Raw genomic sequence first — 19556 nt, 5'->3', positions numbered from 1 at the left:
AGACAGACCTCCTCACCATAGTTGAACAGCTAACGCATACCCTAATATCTTCCTCTATGTTATCTGTACCCTGCTTGTAATGCAAGCCCTATCATCCATAAAAATGAAAAAAATCCAATTTGGTCGAATATTCCTGCAATGCTCGTCGCAATGCATATGTAAACACTTTCACGAAAACATTATAAGTCTGAGGGAGGCTCTACATATCCCACAAAATAAAACCCTTCTTGTCGGAAGCAGAACACATCAGATCCTAATCCAATGTCTCACACTTCTCGAAAAGAAGGGCCTATTCACTATCGTTAATTGTTCAATAATCTCTGACTACAAGGAGTTAGTCCACCAATTGCAGCGCCTTACTCCGCTCGGTATCCCGCTCCAGAACTGGCTTCAAGTACTTGCCCGTATAGGAAGCTTCCACTTTAATGATATCCTCAGGTGTTCCAGTTGCAACAATGGTTCCTCCACCGCTACCGCCTTCTGGTCCCAGATCGACAACATAGTCTGCCGTTTTGATCACATCCAGGTTATGCTCGATCACTAGTACCGATTCCCCAGAATCAACCAGACGGTGCAATACGTTAAGCAAACGGTCGATATCATCGACATGCAAACCGGTTGTCGGCTCATCGAGGATGTAGATGGTTTTCCCTGTACTGCGGCGATACAGCTCGGAAGCAAGTTTCACCCGCTGGGCTTCACCACCAGACAATGTGGTTGCAGGTTGTCCCAGATTGATATAACCCAGGCCCACATCCATCAGAGTCTGCATTTTGCGATGGATCTTCGGGATGTTCTCGAAGAATTGGGTTGCATCTTCAACCGTCATTTCCAGCACATCGGAAATGTTTCTGTTTTTGTATTTCACTTCAAGCGTTTCCCGGTTGTATCGTTTGCCTTTGCAGACTTCACAAGGGACATAGACGTCCGGCAAGAAGTGCATCTCGATCTTGATAATGCCGTCTCCACGGCAGGCTTCACAACGTCCGCCTTTAATATTGAAGCTGAACCGACCTTTCTTATATCCACGTACTTTGGCTTCGTTCGTCTGAGCAAACAAATCACGGATATCATCAAAGACACCTGTGTACGTAGCCGGGTTGGAACGAGGTGTCCGCCCGATTGGCGACTGGTCAATATCGATAACTTTATCGATATGCTCCAGTCCACGAATCTCTTTATGCTGACCCGGACGTACCCGAGCACGGTTCAGATCACGTGCCAGCGTTTTGTACAGGATCTCATTGATCAATGTAGATTTACCTGAACCGGACACACCTGTTACCGCAGTAAACACACCCACTGGAATTTTCACATTCAGATTCTTCAGGTTATTTTCTTTAGCTCCGCGCACTTCCAACCAACGGTCTCCTACACTTCTACGTTCTGTACGAATAGGAATGAATTTGCGCCCACTCAGATATTGACCGGTTAAGGAGTTCTCATCATTCATGATCTCTTCTGGTGTACCCTGTGACATAATGGTACCACCGTGGATACCTGCACCAGGGCCAATATCAATGATATAGTCGGCAGCCATCATCGTGTCCTCATCATGTTCAACCACAATCAACGTGTTACCAATATCCCGCATATGCGCAAGCGTTGAAATCAGACGGTCATTATCCCGTTGATGCAAACCAATACTTGGCTCATCGAGAATGTAGAGTACACCCATCAGGCTGGAACCAATCTGTGTAGCAAGTCTAATCCGCTGCGCTTCTCCACCGGACAATGTTCCGGCAGCACGACTCAGTGTAAGGTAATCCAGACCTACGTTCACCAGGAAGCCGAGACGGCTGTTAATCTCTTTCAAAATAAGCTTGGCAATCGTCTGCTCTTTCTCCGTCAATTCCAATGTATCGAAGAATCGGCCAGCTTCACCAATGGACAAACTAGTCACATACGCCATGTTATGATCATTAATCGTAACCGCGAGACTTTCCCGTTTCAGACGCTGACCTTTACACGTACCACAAGGCTTAGCACTCATGTAACCTTCAATGAATTCGCGGATACCTTCAGATGCCGTATCACGGTAACGACGCTCCAGATTATTTACGATACCTTCAAAGGTAACCAGTGCTTCCTTGCGTTGTCCAAAATCATTTTCATACCGGAAACGGATTTTCTCCGTACCTGTACCCTGTAACAACTTGTTCATCTGTTCAGCCGGCAGGTCTTCGACAGGCACATTCTGCGGAATGTTGAAGTGCTCACATACTGACTTGAGGAACTGCGGATAATAGGTCGATGTTCCACCAGTCCAAGCATCGAAAGCACCGTCTTCAATCGTCTTGCTGCGATCCGGTACGAGCAGGTCAGGGTCAACGATCATTTTGACACCCAATCCATCACAATCCGGGCAAGCCCCGAAAGGACTGTTAAATGAGAACATCCGTGGTGCAAGCTCTTCAATACTGAATCCGCACACCGGGCAGGCAAAGTTGGAACTGAAGCGCAGCTCTTCTTCGCCCATAATGTCCACAAGTAGTTGTCCACCGGACAAATTAAGTGCTGTTTCAATAGAGTCGGCCAGACGCGCCTGTACATCATCCTTAACGACGATCCGGTCAACAACGACTTCAATCGTATGCTTTTTGTTTTTCTCCAATTGGATATCTTCTGACAAGTCACGCAGTTCCCCGTTCACCCGTACACGGACGAAGCCCTGCTTGGACACATCGGCAAATACACTTTTGTGCTCGCCCTTACGGCCCGAGATAATAGGTGCCAAAATCTGCAACCGGGTACGCTCTGGATATTGCATAATGCGGTCAACCATTTGTTCTACGGTCTGGGAACTGATCTCCACACCATGGTCTGGACAATGCGGATGACCTACACGTGCAAATAACAGACGCAGATAATCATAAATTTCGGTCACGGTTCCTACTGTGGAACGTGGGTTACGGCTTGTTGTTTTCTGATCTATTGAAATGGCAGGGGACAATCCTTCGATGGAATCAACGTCCGGTTTCTCCATCTGTCCCAGAAACTGCCGTGCATAGGCTGACAATGATTCTACATAACGTCGCTGTCCTTCAGCATAGATCGTGTCAAAAGCCAGCGAGGACTTGCCTGATCCACTCAGACCGGTCAATACAACAAAGCGATCACGCGGGATGGTAATATCGATATTCTTCAGGTTATGCGCTCGTGCGCCTTTAATGACAATGTTATCGCTCGCCAATAGTATTCATCCTCTCAGTGTGTTAATCCAAACCTTACCTTTCGATCCCTCCCAAACCCTCCCTTCCAAGGGAGGGCCCCAGAGGGCGCAGCCCTCTGGACACCCGAAACAAGCGGTGCAATGGTGAGAGGTCGGGTCTTGCTATGTGAAGGGTGGTCGTGTGCCCGCGGCTCCGTATAAGGTTCCGGCCAATTGCCGGAACCTTATACGGCCGCTCTACTGCGAGGGGACGCCCTCAGCTTCGCCTTGGTCGCGACAAGTCGCCATTGCCTTCGGCTCGGCTCCAAGGTCAACACCGGAACGCTCTCGGCTTCGCCACGTTCGCGGCAGGGTCGCCATTGCCTTCGGCTCGGCTCCAAGGTCAACACCGGGGCGCTCTCGGCTTCGCCTTGATCGTGCCAGGTCGCCATTGCCTTCGGCTCGGCTCCGAGGTCAACACCGGGGTGCTCTCAGCTTCGCCACGTTCGCGACAAGTCGCCATTGCCTTTGGCTCGGCTCCAATGTCGACACCGAGGCGCTCTCGACCCTCAGGGGGGACACGACTCCCAAATGCTTTCCTATAAACCTTTTAACCAATTTCAACTTTTCTATCAGTATAGACCTGATTTCAAGATTTCAACATCTCTTATTATCGGTAGATATAGATGATTTCCTTACTCAACAAGAGAACGGCCAATTGGCCGTTCTCTTGTTACAGTTCTCTCATTTATGGAGCATATGAATGAGCAATATCTTATTCAGCGCGAAGTTCCAGCAACGCATCGCGAAGCTCGGCAGCACGCTCAAACTGCAGGTTTTTGGCTGCATCTTTCATCTCTACCTCCAGACGCTGGATAAGCGCCTGGCGATCTTTCTTCGACATCTTCTCGGCAGCGCCTGTGAGATAGTCTTTCTTGGATTCAGCAACTTTGGTTGCTTCAATCACATCACGCACTTTTTTGCGGATTGTCTGTGGTGTAATGCCATGTTTCTCGTTGTACTCGATCTGAATCGCACGACGACGTTCGGTTTCCTTAATCGCCTTGTCCATCGAATCGGTCACTTTGTCACCGTACAGAATAACGCGCCCCTCGCTGTTCCGCGCGGCACGACCAATCGTTTGGATCAGTGAGCGTTCGGAACGCAGGAATCCTTCTTTATCGGCATCCAATATCGCTACCAGGGATACTTCCGGCAGATCCAAACCTTCCCGGAGCAAGTTAATCCCGATTAGAACATGGAAAACGCCCAGCCTTAGATCACGTAAAATCGCCATCCGTTCCAACGTTTTGATCTCGGAGTGCAGGTAGCGTACCTTGATTCCAATCTCCTTGAGATAATCCGTCAGGTCCTCGGACATTTTCTTCGTTAATGTTGTAATCAACACACGTTCGTCTTTGGCAATCCGATCGTTAATCTCACCGATCAAGTCATCAATCTGTCCCTTCGTTGGACGCAGTTCGATAATTGGATCAAGTAGTCCGGTTGGACGAATAATCTGTTGCACCATCGTATCCGTATGCTCAATCTCATAAGGACCTGGTGTGGCAGATACATAGATAATCTGATCCATCTTGCCTTCGAACTCGTCGAATTTGAGTGGACGATTATCCAGCGCTGACGGCAGACGGAAACCATGATCGACCAGTACCGTCTTCCGCGCTTGGTCACCATTGTACATCGCACGGATCTGTGGCAGAGTCACATGGGACTCATCGACCACGATCAACATGTCATCCGGGAAGTAATCCATCAGTGTGTAAGGCGTATCGCCACGTTCTCGGAAAGTCAGCGGACCCGAATAGTTCTCAATCCCTGAACAGAATCCGACTTCCTTCATCATCTCGATATCGTACCGTGTGCGCTGCTCCAGTCGCTGAGCCTCCAGCAATTTCCCTTGTTCACGCAACACTTCAAGACGCTCTTCCAGTTCACGCTCAATGTTCACCAGCGCAACCTTCATCGTCTCTTCTTGCGTTACAAAGTGAGACGCCGGGAAGATGGCAATATGTTCACGTTCGCCAATCAGTTCACCTGTTAACACGTCAATCTCCGTAATTTTCTCGATCTCATCACCGAACAATTCAACCCGAATCGCATGTTCGCCCTTAGAGGCAGGGAAAATCTCAACTACATCCCCACGGACACGGAATGTTCCCCGCACAAAGTTAATATCGTTCCGTTGATACTGAATCTCTACCAGTCGGGACAAAATCTGATTGCGCGGTTTCTCCATACCTACCCGAAGTGACAGCAACATGCTGGAATATGAGTGAGGTGAACCCAAACCATAAATACAGGACACACTCGCTACAATAATGACATCCCTGCGCTCAAACAATGAACTTGTCGCTGCATGCCGCAGTTTGTCGATCTCTTCATTAATACTTGAATCCTTCTCGATATACGTATCGGAAGATGGAATATATGCTTCTGGCTGAAAGTAATCGTAATAACTGACGAAATACTCAACCATGTTATTAGGGAAAAAATCTTTGAACTCACTTGCAAGCTGCGCTGCCAACGTCTTGTTGTGTGCAATAATCAGCGTCGGACGTTGCAGCTGGGCAATGGTCTGGGCAATCGTAAATGTCTTACCGGTACCAGTTGCACCCAGCAGTGTCTGATACCTTTTCCCCTCCTGAACACCCTTCACCAGTTCTTTAATGGCTGCAGGCTGATCACCTTGGGGAGAAAACTCTGACTCGATCTCGAACGTTTTGTCGCTCATTATAATATCGCTCATTGCCGTATCTCACCCTATCGTCTAAAATAATAGTCACTATATATTGTCGAAGTTCCCCGAATTTTCATATGGGAAAACTTATAGTAATAGGAATATTTGTTCCCGTTTAATTATACCTCGTTCGTTTTAGTGATGCAAACGTGAAATGAAGATAGGAGTGGGTTAATTTATGGATATTGCGACACTTATCGGTATTATTGCCGGAATTGCCGCAGTCATTAGCGGTTTTTTGTGGGAAGGCGGTCAATTGTCCGGTCTCCTGCAAAAAACGGCTGCTTTAATTGTATTCGGTGGAACGATTGCTGCTGTGGTTGCCAGTTTCCCAGCGCATCGCCTTCGTACAATTCCAGCTGCCTTGCGTATGGCTTTTGGACGCAACAATAATGAATCAGGCTTGTGGGTTGAAGAGCTGGTCGAGATGTCTTCAATCGCGCGCCGCTCAGGTGTACTTGCATTGGAACGCAAGGTTATGGATCATCCGCATCCATTTTTGCAAGATGGTATTCAGATGGTTGTCGATGGTACGGATCAGGATGTGGTTCGCCAGATCCTGGAGATGGAAATTGACTCCATTGAACAAAAACATGAGGGATATGCCAAAATATTTGAATCCGCTGGTGGTTATGCCCCAACCATGGGCATCATCGGAACTGTGATGGGACTTATTCAGGTCCTTGGCAGTTTGACCGATCCCACAGGACTCGGACCTGCCATTGCTGTTGCCTTTACCGCAACCCTGTATGGGGTCGCCAGTGCCAATCTTATCTTTTTGCCCATTGCCTCCAAGATCAAATCCAGAGGTGCAGACGAAGTGCAGACCATGGAAATGCTTCTCGAAGGTGTACTTGCCATTCAGAACGGTGAGAATCCCCAGCTTGTACGCAAAAGACTGGAGTCCTTCACCCTCACGCATCGTCAGCACATACGTCCCCTAGCAAAGGAGGGATTGGATGAGTCGGCGCAGTAAACGGCGCGGAAAACGTGAAAATGTCGATCATCGGGATCGCTGGATGATTACTTATGCCGATCTCATCACCCTGCTTTTAATATTTTTTGTCATCATGTACGCCATGAGCAATCTGGATTCCGGTAAATATGATGTCGTTACTCAATCCTTACAAAATACATTCAACGCGTCCGACTCTGTACTTGAGCTTGGTGAAGGACTCGGTGAGAAACCCGGACAGACGATTACAGAGACCCCACCATCCGAGGTTCAGGGTGAAGGAACGCCTTCCGATTCCGGGACTGCTACGCCAGAAGATGACGACAAGCCTCTCACAGAGCGTGAAGAGCAATTCAGATCACAGGAACAGGAACTACAAAATCTGTTCAATGTGATTACCCAATATATCGAGGATAATAAACTGGAAAATCAAATTTTTGTTGCGGACAAGCCACAGGGCCTCTCCATTACCCTAAGTGACCGTTTCCTTTTTGACCAGGGACAGGCCGCTCTAAAGGATGGGGCAGCACCAACGCTCAGTAAGCTTGCCAGCCTGTTCCGTGATCTGAACACCGTTGTCAGTATTGAGGGTCACACCGATAATGTTCCTGTGGGGGCAAACTCCGCCTATACCGATAACTGGCAGCTTTCGGGAGAACGCGCACTATCTGTATTACGATTCTTTCTGGATACAGAGAAGCTCAACCCTGACGGCTTCCAATACGCCGGATATGCGGATACTCGCCCAACGGGTGACAACACTACAGCGGCTGGCAGACAAAAGAACCGTCGTGTGGAAATTACTGTCTTGCGTCAACTCCAACCTTAATCTTCAACATTTCCATAATGCATCATTACATTCTTCATTCTAAACATAAAGAGCACGCTCTGGCTGAATTATATTCAGGCAGAACGTGCTTTTTTTGTAACCTATATCGTGTGAAGTCAGATCCCAAATCTCATATTCAAGTTATGAAGTTATGCATCCACACCTGGCTGACTGGGGCGCAGAATCGCAGAACCAACCGTCAACAAAATGGCAGCCATGCCGAACAATATTAATAGTGGCATTGTAATATCCGATAACGTACCGCCAGCGGAGATCGTTTCCACTGCCTGAATCGTCCACTTCTGTGGAACAAAGTTGGCGAGCTTCTGCATATAGTCAGGCATCAACGAGATCGGCCAGAAACAACCGCCTATCATGCAGGTTGGCATAATGACAAGTGAATTCAACATGTTGGCATTTTTGGGATTACGGATTAATCCTGCAACAGTGCTCGCAATCCCCATGGAGACCAGCATGAATGCCGCCAAGATCATGAAATGAATTCCAAAAGGGATACCCGCATCATAATGCAGCAACCACCTGCTGACTCCCAAAACCAGAACAATCTGAATCATACCAATGACAAAGCTGCCCAGGAAATTGCCAAGCGCAATCTCATATGCACGAACGGGCGCCGTATATACTCTGGCCATCGTGCGTTTCCTGCGATCTTCCATAATCACAGCAACTGCGCTGGTCAGCAGGCCCATCATAAACATGATTGTAAACCCAGTCACATTGCTCAGGCCTGGCTTGGGATAGATCTGCAGATCCGTGACTTCACCAGCCACCTGATGCTTTCCTGTTTCCTGTAATAACATTTCAAACGGCTTCTGTATCTTCTCCACTATGTCATCCTCACTTGAGACACGACTCGCAGCCAACGTAACAGCTGAAGCAGATTGTTGCAATCCGTTCGTCAAATCTTCAACTGCTGCTCGTAGTGTATAGGAATCTTCACTTATACGCATTTCCACCAGTTTAATTTCGGTGGCCTTACCCTGAAACAGTTCCTCCGTATAACGTGCCGGAATGATGATGCCAGAACTTCCTTTTTGCTGAGCAATAGCTTCCTTCACTTCTGCTTCATTGTTCATTGGCTTAAGCAGATACTCTTCTTTGCCAGCAAGCTCGTTAATCATCCATGTCCCCGCTACCCCTGTATCCTCGTTGACATAGGGAATGACCGTCCGTGTACTCTGCTCACTCCCAAAAAGGGCAACCGCTCCCGTAACCACCAGGCAAGGCAGAAGCAGAAACGTAATGAAGCCCATTTTACGGCCAAGTGTGCGTCTGATCATCAACCAGGCGATGTGTAGACTATTCATATCGGTATCCTGCCTTTCTATAGATCAATCCAGAGATGAACAGCAATATAGCGCATACCACACCTAACATTAGAATGCTGTACACAATCTCTCCTACAGGTGCATCCAGCATCATTCTCAGAAAACTCTGGAGCGCCCAGTGGTTAACCGTAAATCCGCTAATCCGTTGTACAAAATCAATCGGAATGGGCATGAATCCACCGCTGATGAATGTCATGATAACGATGATACCTTGTATGGATGCACTAGCCGAAGCTGTGCTTTTGCATACCAATGCCACGATCACGCCAAGCGTCATGGATGCCAATGTGATGAACACACAAGTCAGCACGATATACCAAGGATGCGTTCCCCAATCCACACCGTAGAGCCAATATGTCATAAGGATAATCGTCGTTGCTTGCAAGAAAGCGAGCAGACTATTTCCTGCAATTTTGCCAGCGAAAATAACTCCATTACCTATAGGTGCAGCCTGAAGGCGGATTAACGTTTTGTTATCACGCTCTCCAAAAAGGCTGGTGCTGGTTGTCATGCCTGAGTACAACATGAACATTGCCAGCATAGATGCTGCATAGTATTGGGAGGCACTATACGCCGTACCTGTCTTACCGGGATTAATGACAGCAATGGAGGTGGAATTGGCCGCACCAGACTCCGAATAAGCGGCCATGGCAGCAATCACTTCCGGACCGAGGACTTTGGTGATCGCCATCTGTCGGTTCAATTCATCCGTAAAACGTGTGAACAACGTTTCACCCAACGTATTAAGTGTGTTGTCCTTTCCTCGAATCCACTGTAACCGGGCCTCTTTCCCCATCATCATGTTCTGCTCAAAATCCAAAGGAATCATTACGACAAAGTCCAACTTGCCGGTACGCAGCGAATGGACAGCCTCTTCTTCTGTCGTAAAGTTCTGTACCTTAACCATCTCCGCTACCGCTGGGGAATTCATAAATGTATCCAGCGCTTGATTAAGCGTACCTAATCCGACGCCTGAATCGGTATTCAAATGGATGATTCCCACACGTACAGTATCCGGAATAACATCATCCGCCGTACCCATCGTACTGGAAAGCGCCGTGCCCAATATGAAAATCAATAACAACGGCAGAATGAACAGGTTCAACACTACAGATCGAATCTTAAGAATACGTCTCAATTCAAAGATGCAAATATGCCATATATTCATCTCTCGCTCCCCCTAATCCCGAAGCGTACGCCCGGTCAGATTGAGGAACAATGTTTCCAGATCCGGCTCTTCCACCTTGAGCGACTGAATGGATATTTCATGTTTGCTGCAAATGAAGAGCAGATCCTGGAGATCCTGCTGTGCCGAAGGCAGCGTAATGGTCAGTGTATTCTCTGAAACGTCTACCATCCGCACGCGAGGGTGAAGTTTCAGTTCTTCCACGACGTCGGGACCGATACCGGAAGTGGAGAGCACTACTTTTTCCTCCGATGCTACCCGTTCTCTCAGCTCTGCTTCAGTCCCACAGGCAATGATTCGTCCCTGATCCATAATTGCAACCCGGTGACTAATCGCAGCAACTTCCTCCATGTAATGACTTGTATATATGATCGTTGAACCCATCTTATTGAGTGTGCGTACCGATTCAAGGATATGATTCCGAGATTGTGGATCAATACCAACTGTCGGTTCATCCATAATAATCAGATCCGGGCGATGTGTAATCGCACATGCGATGTTTAACCTGCGTTTCATACCGCCGGAGAAGGTTGCGGGAGCATCCTTTGCTTTATCCTGTAACCCTACAAATTCAAGGGATTCCTGTACCCTCTCCTTAAGCAATTTTCCACGCAGTCCATACAGTCGGGCAAAAAAAGTCACATTCTCCGCAGCAGACATGGTTTCGTATAAAGCCAGATCCTGCGGAACCAGTCCGATCTTCCGCTTTACTTCAAGCGGTCGCTCCTTGACCGATATCCCGTCTAATCTGATTTCACCCTGATCCATATTCAGGAGCCCTGCAATCATACTGATGGTGGTACTTTTCCCTGCTCCATTGGGACCGAGCAATCCAAAAATTTCGCCTTTGCCAACATTAAGGTTCAAATGATCGACTGACAGCCTGCTGCCGTATCGTTTTACAACATGATCCACTTCAAGTATACCCATCCCTTTTACGCCCCTTTTCCGTTTCGGCTTTCGCCGCTGGATTTCATAATTTTATTGTAACGGATCGTAATCTGTAGCGAAGGTACGAAAAGTCATGAATCGAAGGTGACTTAAGTCATCTCCTGATTCGAATGCTGCTTATGGTATAATCAAGGGCGCATTACTGAGAGATTTTCTACTTCACTTTTATATAAAGGATGTCACAACCATATGCCGATGCGGTTTCTGCAATACGGATTAATTATCGTTCCAGCAGTGCTGTACCTGTTGATGCTACCCTTGGAAAACGAAGCCGTCTACACCCTGTATATCATCATCGCGCTTGGGCTCTCCGTGTGGAAAGATTTCACCCGTTCAAGTGCACAGCAGTGGCTGTTGCTTCTGGCCGAAATACTCTGGAGCTGTTGGCTGATTGCTTCGTATGGACCATTCATGTTATTCCTTTCTCTATCCGTGCTTTACGTGTATATGTACAGACTGGAGGGAAGTCGGCGGTGGCTGATGTTTGGAAGTCAGCTTGTGGTAAGCAATATTGCATTGCATTGGTATTATTCTGACCCACATACATTGCAGCCAGGGTTAACTACACTGTATACAAACGCCACTGCTCTATTCTCCGCAAAGACAACCGCGATGGTTCTTGGCAACCTGTTTCTGCTCATCACAGCGGCTCTGTCCTGGCAGGGATCAAGAACGGCGAGCAGCCGCGGACAACTGGAACAAGTCTATGACGAGCTTCGCAGCAAACATTACGAGCTACAAGAAGCGCGTGCGCAACTGCTGTTATTTACAAAGCAACTTGAAGGAGCGGCTCAGGCAGAGGAACGTACCCGTATTTCAAGACAGCTTCATGACGATATCGGCCATCGACTGATTCGCACCAAAATGATGTCGGAAGCCGCCCTGCTGACCCTCCCCCGAGATCAGGAAAAGGGAACAGAAATGGTGAGACAGATTCGTGATCAATTGGCCACCAGTATGGATGATATGCGCAGCACACTGCACAAACTGCAGCCGGATTCCTATGTATCCAATGCCTACGCACTGGATCGCCTCCTTGAGGAAGTGGGCAGAGATACTGGTGTGAAGACACATTATGAAGTTCATGGCCCATCCCATGTGCTGTATCCCAGCATACAAATCGTTTTGTACAAAAATGTAAAAGAAGCCGTAACGAATGCACTGCGGCATGGAAATGCCTCTTCAATCTCAGTGGAGTTGGTATTCGGGGATCAGAAAGTATGTATGAGCGTAAGTAATGATGGCAATATCAATCCTCATTCGACTAAGGGAAATGGCATAGGACAGGAAGGCATGCGTCTACGCACACAAATGGTAGGAGGGACTCTTGAGATTCAATCAGCTTATCCGTATACGGTGATTACACGCATTCCAATAACGAACAAAGTTGATATACTCTGAAAAAGGAAGTGAATGTTCTCATGTCCGATTGGAATGATGTGAACCAAAAGAGTGATGCAGCACACCCTCCACTTATTCAACTGATTCTCGTGGACGATGATTACTTCATTCGTGAGAGCCTTAAAGTGTTGCTAGGACTTGACTCTGGCATTATTGTTACAGGTACAGCCTCAAATGGACAGGAAGCGCTGGAATTGCTTGAAGCAGGAACACCTGCGGACGTGGTGTTGATGGATATTCGGATGCCCGAATGTGACGGAGTCGAAGGCACACAACTTATCAAGGTACGTTTTCCTGAAATCCAGGTACTCATGCTGACTACGTTTGACGATGACGAGTATATTATTCAGGCATTACAGAATGGGGCAAGCGGTTATTTGCTCAAAAACGTCCCGCCTGAGCGGATCATTCAAGGCATCAAGACCGTACATAACGGCGATATGTTAATTCATCCGGATATTGCTCGCAAACTAACAGGACTTCTTCGTTCTGCTACGACTCCCCTGACACAGAATCCAATCGAAGCCTATGGACTGACACGTATGGAGTTGGCGGTTGCCGAGGCCATATCGGAGGGGCTATCCAATAAAGAAATTGCTGCCAAACTGTTCCTCAGTGAGGGCACGGTCAAAAACTACGTCACGGATATTCTCGGCAAGTTGAGCTTGCGTGATCGGACTCAAATCGCCATCTTTATGTTAAAAAAATAACAAAAAAGGTATTTCCCCTGCCTGCGACGGCGCTCGGAAATACCTTTTTTTAATTTATGCAACATATTCAATCCCATATGCTTAGTTACATCTCTATGGACCCTTTGTCACTAACCACAGGGGCAGGCGGTAACGCCAGTGGAGCTTCGTCCCTATGTGGTTTTTTCAGGCGGGCAAACAATTTGAGGTTAACAATATGGAACAAAGTCAGTGGACGTAAACGAATCGCCCATACCTCATGATTATCTGGTGCCATAATAATCCCAAGCTGATGATGCTCCCCTTCATAGATCGCTCGTTGCATGAACTTGCTTTCTCCCTGGTGATTACGCACCTCAAGCTTGCAAAAAGCCGGGTTCATCCGCAGAGCGCGATGCAACTCTTCCGGTGAATGAACCAACTTACCATTCACCTTGTACAACGTCTCTCCTGCTTCAATCCCCAAATCTGCAGCAGGACTCTCCGGGATAACAGCCAATACCTTCAACCCATGCTGCGGATGAACAAATACCGGACTGCGATTTTGCTCTTCAAATGCGCTGTACCATACCAGAAGTTCATGTCCAATAAATGCAATCAATGCAGCAACCACCATAAGTGGAGACCACCATGCAGCAAGCAAACTGAACACGAGCAAGGTTGTCCCATAGATCATCAAACGTTTGGATGTAATCTGCACCTTCTGTCCCGGAAGCATACTCTGCGTGATCTCACCAAATCCGAGCATGATGGGCAATGCAACCAGCATATAACTATGTCCTGCATTCATAAGTGGATTCCATGCCAGCTCCGCGCCACCTCCTGTGACGGGAACAAGAATCAGTAGGGGAATGGCCCAGAACTGTTGTAGTTGATATCCACCCACCAGTTTCCCACGTTTTCCCTCGAAGAGAAGCGGTGATGCCATCGATACTCCCTGCATACGTACCAACAGGGCTTCACCCATATGTAGGAGGGCCGCCAAAACAAGCAGTGCAGGCATATCCAGAGTACGTAGCGTCTCGGTGATACTGCCCATCCAACCGGATGGTTGCCAGCCTGAAGCCAGATTCAAACCAAATTGCGCCACACCCAGCAAACCTGCCGCGTAGGCAAAGCACAGATATCGGATACGGAACAAGGATAGAACTAACGTTGCAGCCCATATGCATATGAGACTTCCCAGCGTAAAATGTGCACCGAGAAATAGGGACACGATTGAGACAATGGTACCGATGAGTATGCCTCCGAGCACCGCACGAATCGTCTGTGTTATCGAGCTTTGCAAACGGACATGAAACAATTTACGCTCCTGTAGTAACTGACGATGATAGATCAGCGCAATCAGGATCACCGCAATATAATAAAACGGCTGAATAAACAACTGTAACAAAGCTTCCCCTAATGTAGTTAACCACGGCCATACCCATTCCATTGTGGTCGGTCACCCCTCTCCTTCAGCCGGTTCAGAAAAAAAGAAGGCTGAAAATCAGCCTTCTTTATGGCTTCGACACCGCGGACGAAATATCCTTTGAGACATTTTCGATCGCGCGTTTCAGCTGCGCATCATATTGAGGATTGGCAATACGTTCAATCAGAGCCGCTTCCAGTGATTCAGCGGTTTTCTCGTCAATCTGGCCTGTAGCCTGAATGCCTTTTTGCTTCTGGAATGCCTTGACCGCTTCTTCTGTCTTCTGGTCGTAGTATCCGTCCACACGATCCGGTTTGAAATCGAGTCCTCTCAGCATCGTCTGCGCACTTTTCACATCCGTGCTATTGCTGTCATATTTCAGTGGTAACTTTTCTTTATTAATCGGTGCCACCGAGAAATAATCCGGTTGGTCTACCGCAATATCCGGTTTGATTCCTTTTTCATGAATCCAGTCCCCGTTCGGAGTGAGCCATTTGGCAATAGTGATCTTCAGCAAGCTGCCATCACCCATTTGCTTGTCATAACTCGTCTGTACGGTTCCTTTACCAAAGGAGTTTTCACCGATCAACTTAGCACCTGCTGACTGTTGCAAGGCTCCGGCCAAAATCTCCGACGCACTCGCGCTACCTTTGTTCATCAGGACTGTGATTGGATAAGCTTTCGCTGATCCATTGGATTTACTTTGTTCCTTTTTGCCGTTCTTGTCTTCGACTTGAACAATAACCTTGCCTTTAGGAACAAACTGTTCAGCAATATCAATCACGACTTGCAGTACACCGCCTGGGTCATTACGAACATCGATAACCAGACCTTTCATGTTCTGCTTCTCAAGTTTCGCCAATTCTTCTTTAAAGCGATCGCCCGTATTCAGAGAGAATTGGGTAATGGCAATAACGCCAATTCCGCCGTCCTCCATGTGAGCATATACGGTCTCCAAATCAATGTCATCCCGTACAATAACAAATTCAATCAGTTCGGAAGATCCGGCACGTTTAACCTGTACCTTCGCTTCACTTCCTTTAGGGCCTCTGATTTTGTTAACAGCCTTGTTCAGTTCCAATCCCTGCAGGGATTCTCCGTTTACCGACATAATCATGTCTTTCGCACGAATACCCGCTTTCTCGGCAGGTGATCCTTTGATCGGGGAAACTACAACCACGTTTCCATCCTGTGAGGATACCTCTGCGCCAATACCGGTAAATGAACCTTCGATCGACTCTTCAAACTGAGCAGCCGTTTCCTGCCCCATATAGTTGGAGTACGGATCACCAAGGGATTCCATCATGCCGTTGATCGCACCGTCAATCAATTTGGTCTGATCCACATCTTTATAATAGTTGCTTGAGATCAAATCCATCGCGGTTTCAATCTTCTTCAAATCGTTCTTCTGCTGCGTATTGCCGGTTACACTGGCCAGCAAACCTTCGCCCGCTGTGGTCTGGCTTGCTATTCCCGGATACGTCATTAATACCAGGGTTAGTAAACTACCGCCAAGCAGACCCACAATGACAAGCAGTAGCGCCGATCTTTTCTTCATCATCCGTTTGTCACCGCCTTTAGTTTTGAAGCGTGTCAGATTCCATGATTGCCAGAATCCATTCCCTGAACATGCCAGCTTAGTATATGTCTAGCTTGTACGGAATATGTTTTTTCCATTCGGTCTGTGGATGAGGAAATTACAAATAGTTCATTGGATTGACTGCCGTACCATTATCTCGTACTTCAAAGTGCAAGTGAGGTCCAGTAGAGTTCCCTGTATTTCCTGACTCAGCAATGGTATCACCTTTGCTCACGGTGTCCCCCTTGCTGACTTTAAATCCACCTTCGCGCAAGTGACCATATAACGTCCATAGTCCGCCACCATGGTCCACAATAACCGTATAGCCATAACCGCTATACCATTCAGCCATGATTACAATTCCGCCGGAGGCAGCGTGTACAGAACTTCCCACAGGCACAGCGAAATCGACACCAGCATGCATCTTACCCACTACACCCGTAATTGGATGGGTACGGGGACCGAATGGAGAAGAAATTCGTCCTCCAGATACCGGTCTTGAGAAGATACCATTACCGGATGAATAGGTAGGCTCACTACTGCTATCCGAGCTGACTCTAGTTGGAGCCTTAGCTGCTGCCTTCGCTCGAGCGGCTGCGGCGGCTTTTGCTTTGGCTGCGGCTGCTGCCTGTTGTTCACGCAATTTATTTTTCTCTTGAAGAAGTGCTGAACGTTTGCTGGCAATCTGCATCAATACATCTTCCTGCTCTTGTGTCAGCTCTTCTGATTCTTCAATCTTAGCATCATATGAAGCTAGAAGCACTTGCTTTTCCGCTTCTTTTTCATTCAATTGGGACTTACGCTGTTTCTTCTGTGAATACAGGCTCTTGGCTTCTGCATATTGCACATCCAGTTCTGCCTTTTTGTCCACAACCAGTTGCTTGTCCGCTTTGTGTTCATCCAGCAGATGCTGATCCTGATCCACGATCGTTTTGAGTGAATCCGCACGGGTCAAAAAGTCAGTGAAGCTGGTGGAGGACAACAATACATCCAGATAGGATACAGCACCGTCCGTATACATCAGACGCACGCGTGACTCCAAAAGTTTCTCCCTTGCAACAATACGTTCTTCTGCCGCTTGAAGGTCTTTCTTGGTTGTACGGAGATCTTCCTCCGTGTTCTCGATTTGCAAGGATACACTGGCGAGTTCATCACTAACGACATTGATCTGTTCCATGACAACCTTCAGATAAGCATTGGTTTTGTTCTTGTAATGCTGAGCTTCCTTTTTGTTGGAAGCGGCTTTTTTCTGCTCCTGCTTGGCAGTAGCTGCCTTGTTCTCCAGTTGCTGAATCTGCTGGTCAATATCGCTGATGCTACTCTTGGCATATCCGTCAGAAGGTTGAAGCGTCATACCGGCCAGTAACGTTAGGGCCAGCAGCGAAGCGGTTTTTTTCAAAATGATGATCCCCCATCCTATGATTTCACAAGAAAGCAACCTGCACAGGTGGTGAACAGCATGTTCTTTGCTTTCTTCCAACTTAAAAGACTCCGTCTTTCCTACATATCGTCAAACAGCGTCCAATAGTGAACCTGCTTTACCATTCTTTTCGACATATTCTGCAATTCGATCGATGAAAACAAGATTAAACGTTGAGTGATTTACGAATGGACAGTGTACTTCCCAAAATACCTACCAGCACACCGAGTCCGATCAATAGTGTTCCAAACAACAACCAGATTTCGCCGAGCGGAATCAAGTTAAGCATCTGCATGAATACATCCTGACCAATCGTGTTCATCAACTGGCTGTATCCAACAAACAGCACCCCAACCGTAATGACCGAGCCAATAAATCCAATGAGTGCACCCTCAATAAAGAAAGGCCAGCGAATAAAGGTGTTGGTTGCGCCAACCAGCTTCATAATGCCGATCTCCCGGCGACGGGCCAGAATCGTTACGCGAATCGTATTCGAGATCAGGAACATGGACATCAGACCCAGTCCCCCGACAAAAATAAATCCGATATTACGAACAAGCTTCGTAAATTTGAACAATACTTCCACCGTTTCCTTGCCGTAATTCACTTTCATGATCGGCTTCTCCGGGTGTTTTTCGTTCAGGGCTTCGATTTTTTGCGCTACAAAAGTGACGGTTTCCGGTTCAATGACCTCAACTTCAATGGTCTCCGGCAGTGGATTGTTGTCCACATCGAAACCGCTAAGCACGTTATCTGCACTGTCTCCAAGACGTTCACGGAACTCCTTGAGTCCTTCTTCCTTGGAAACAAAACGAATCTCACTTACTTCAGGCATCGCGCTGATTTCTTGCTCCAGCGTGTTACGCAGGTTCTCGTCCACATTCAGTTCAAGGAACGTGCTGATTTCCACCTGGCTATCAACTTGATTCGCCATGGAATTCACATTGAGCACCAACAGCATGAACACGCCAAGAATCAACAGCGACACAATGATGGACATGATGGAGGCCACAGACATCCAGCCGTTGCGGAATACGTTTTTGAATCCCTCCCGCAGATGGCGCAAGAGAGTACTAAAATTCATAACCGTATTCTCCTCTCATCTGATCCCGTACAATCTGTCCACGTTCAATGGCGATTACCCGTTTACGCATCGTATTCACGATATCTTTGTTATGGGTCGCCATAACAATGGTTGTTCCCCGGAAATTAATCTCATCCAGCAGTTGCATAATGCCCCATGACGTCTCCGGATCAAGGTTACCTGTAGGCTCATCCGCGATAATAACCGATGGGTTATTGACGATAGCCCGTGCAATCGCAATACGTTGCTGTTCTCCACCCGAGAGCTGTGAAGGCTCGCGGTTCGCCTTGCTGCGCAGTCCCACCAAGTCGAGTACTTCCATGACTCGTTTCTTGATATGACGCTTCGGCGCTTCAATAACTTCCATCGCAAATGCCACATTCTCAAATGCGGTCATCCGTGGCAGTAGACGAAAATCCTGGAACACAACGCCGATGTTACGACGCACATAAGGAATCTTTCTTGGCTTCAGCTTACCAATATTAAATCCGTTAATGGATATTTGTCCTTTGGTCGGAACTTCTTCTCTGTACATCAATTTCATAAATGTCGATTTGCCTGCGCCGGACGGACCGACGATATAGACAAATTCATTGCGGTCGATCTTCACCGACACCCCTTGTAATGCGTGGGTCCCATTGGCGTAGGTCTTCCACACGTCCTGCATTTCTATCACATCATCACTTCCTGCTCGCATAGTTAGCCATTATCATTTCGACACAATCCCGGCATTTCCTTTAAAAAGACCTGAATTTCATCAGGAAAAAATCCACGTCGTTCCTGTTTCAATGGT

At 47.5% G+C, this 19556-nt stretch carries 14 protein-coding genes; 4 read left to right on the top strand and 10 right to left on the bottom strand.

Annotation, left to right across the window (positions count from 1 at the left end; genetic code table 11):
- Positions 1-334 precede the first annotated feature (334 nt).
- Together uvrA and uvrB are read right to left on the bottom strand one after the other, a co-directional pair.
- Entirely contained in the window at positions 335-3193 is a 2859-nt protein-coding gene (uvrA, locus tag PAHA3_RS23375; protein ID WP_062837044.1) for an excinuclease ABC subunit UvrA, read from the bottom strand.
- Positions 3194-3926: 733 nt separating this feature from the next.
- Entirely contained in the window at positions 3927-5918 is a 1992-nt protein-coding gene (uvrB, locus tag PAHA3_RS23370; RefSeq protein ID WP_062837043.1) for an excinuclease ABC subunit UvrB, read from the bottom strand.
- A gap of 169 nt (positions 5919-6087) precedes the next feature.
- On the opposite strand from uvrB, the gene PAHA3_RS23365 reads away from it, so the two are divergent.
- Both PAHA3_RS23365 and PAHA3_RS23360 read left to right on the top strand, forming a co-directional pair.
- The gene (locus PAHA3_RS23365) at positions 6088-6885 is read left to right on the top strand and encodes a flagellar motor protein (RefSeq protein ID WP_062837042.1); all 798 of its coding nucleotides are present in this window, start codon (positions 6088-6090) and stop codon (positions 6883-6885) included.
- The gene (locus tag PAHA3_RS23360; RefSeq protein WP_062837041.1) at positions 6869-7693 is read left to right on the top strand and encodes a flagellar motor protein MotB; all 825 of its coding nucleotides are present in this window, start codon (positions 6869-6871) and stop codon (positions 7691-7693) included. Before PAHA3_RS23365 ends, PAHA3_RS23360 begins: the two co-directional genes overlap by 17 nt.
- A gap of 149 nt (positions 7694-7842) precedes the next feature.
- Here the strand turns inward: PAHA3_RS23360 and PAHA3_RS23355 are convergent, their stop codons facing one another.
- Genes PAHA3_RS23355 through PAHA3_RS23345 form a run of 3 tightly spaced genes read right to left on the bottom strand, consistent with a single transcriptional unit; the run spans position 7843 to position 11158 of the window.
- A complete protein-coding gene (locus tag PAHA3_RS23355; protein ID WP_062837040.1) occupies positions 7843-9021 on the bottom strand; it encodes an ABC transporter permease in 1179 nt (392 codons plus the stop codon).
- Complete coding sequence (locus tag PAHA3_RS23350; protein WP_062837039.1) at positions 9014-10210, bottom strand: ABC transporter permease; 1197 nt, start codon at positions 10208-10210, stop codon at positions 9014-9016. The genes PAHA3_RS23355 and PAHA3_RS23350 overlap by 8 nt, the downstream gene beginning before the upstream one ends.
- 12 nt (positions 10211-10222) lie before the next feature.
- Complete coding sequence (locus PAHA3_RS23345) at positions 10223-11158, bottom strand: ABC transporter ATP-binding protein (protein WP_062837038.1); 936 nt, start codon at positions 11156-11158, stop codon at positions 10223-10225.
- Positions 11159-11368: 210 nt separating this feature from the next.
- On the opposite strand from PAHA3_RS23345, the gene PAHA3_RS23340 reads away from it, so the two are divergent.
- Positions 11369-12580, top strand: a complete 1212-nt coding sequence (locus PAHA3_RS23340; protein ID WP_062837037.1) for a sensor histidine kinase — start codon at positions 11369-11371, stop codon at positions 12578-12580.
- 20 nt (positions 12581-12600) lie between these two features.
- Positions 12601-13290, top strand: coding sequence for a response regulator transcription factor (locus PAHA3_RS23335; RefSeq protein WP_062837036.1), 690 nt, complete (start codon positions 12601-12603; stop codon positions 13288-13290).
- Positions 13291-13375: 85 nt separating this feature from the next.
- On the opposite strand, the gene PAHA3_RS23330 is transcribed toward PAHA3_RS23335, so the two are convergent.
- The 5 genes from PAHA3_RS23330 to ftsE form a co-directional block, all read right to left on the bottom strand.
- Entirely contained in the window at positions 13376-14704 is a 1329-nt protein-coding gene (locus PAHA3_RS23330; protein ID WP_062837035.1) for a PDZ domain-containing protein, read from the bottom strand.
- Positions 14705-14768: 64 nt separating this feature from the next.
- A complete protein-coding gene (locus PAHA3_RS23325; protein WP_062837034.1) occupies positions 14769-16241 on the bottom strand; it encodes a S41 family peptidase in 1473 nt (490 codons plus the stop codon).
- A 136-nt stretch (positions 16242-16377) separates the two neighbouring features.
- Entirely contained in the window at positions 16378-17658 is a 1281-nt protein-coding gene (locus PAHA3_RS23320) for a murein hydrolase activator EnvC family protein (RefSeq protein WP_062837033.1), read from the bottom strand.
- Positions 17659-17845: 187 nt separating this feature from the next.
- Positions 17846-18763 carry a permease-like cell division protein FtsX gene (gene ftsX / locus PAHA3_RS23315; protein ID WP_062837032.1) on the bottom strand — a complete coding sequence of 306 codons (918 nt, stop codon included), beginning with the start codon at positions 18761-18763 and terminating at the stop codon, positions 17846-17848.
- Positions 18753-19439 carry a cell division ATP-binding protein FtsE gene (gene ftsE, locus PAHA3_RS23310; RefSeq protein WP_024631580.1) on the bottom strand — a complete coding sequence of 229 codons (687 nt, stop codon included), beginning with the start codon at positions 19437-19439 and terminating at the stop codon, positions 18753-18755. The genes ftsX and ftsE overlap by 11 nt, the downstream gene beginning before the upstream one ends.
- Positions 19440-19556 lie beyond the last annotated feature (117 nt).

Origin of the sequence: Paenibacillus amylolyticus, from assembly GCF_001570725.1 — a bacterium.
GTDB lineage: Bacteria > Bacillota > Bacilli > Paenibacillales > Paenibacillaceae > Paenibacillus > Paenibacillus amylolyticus_A.
This window is presented reverse-complemented; position numbering and strand designations above follow the sequence as displayed.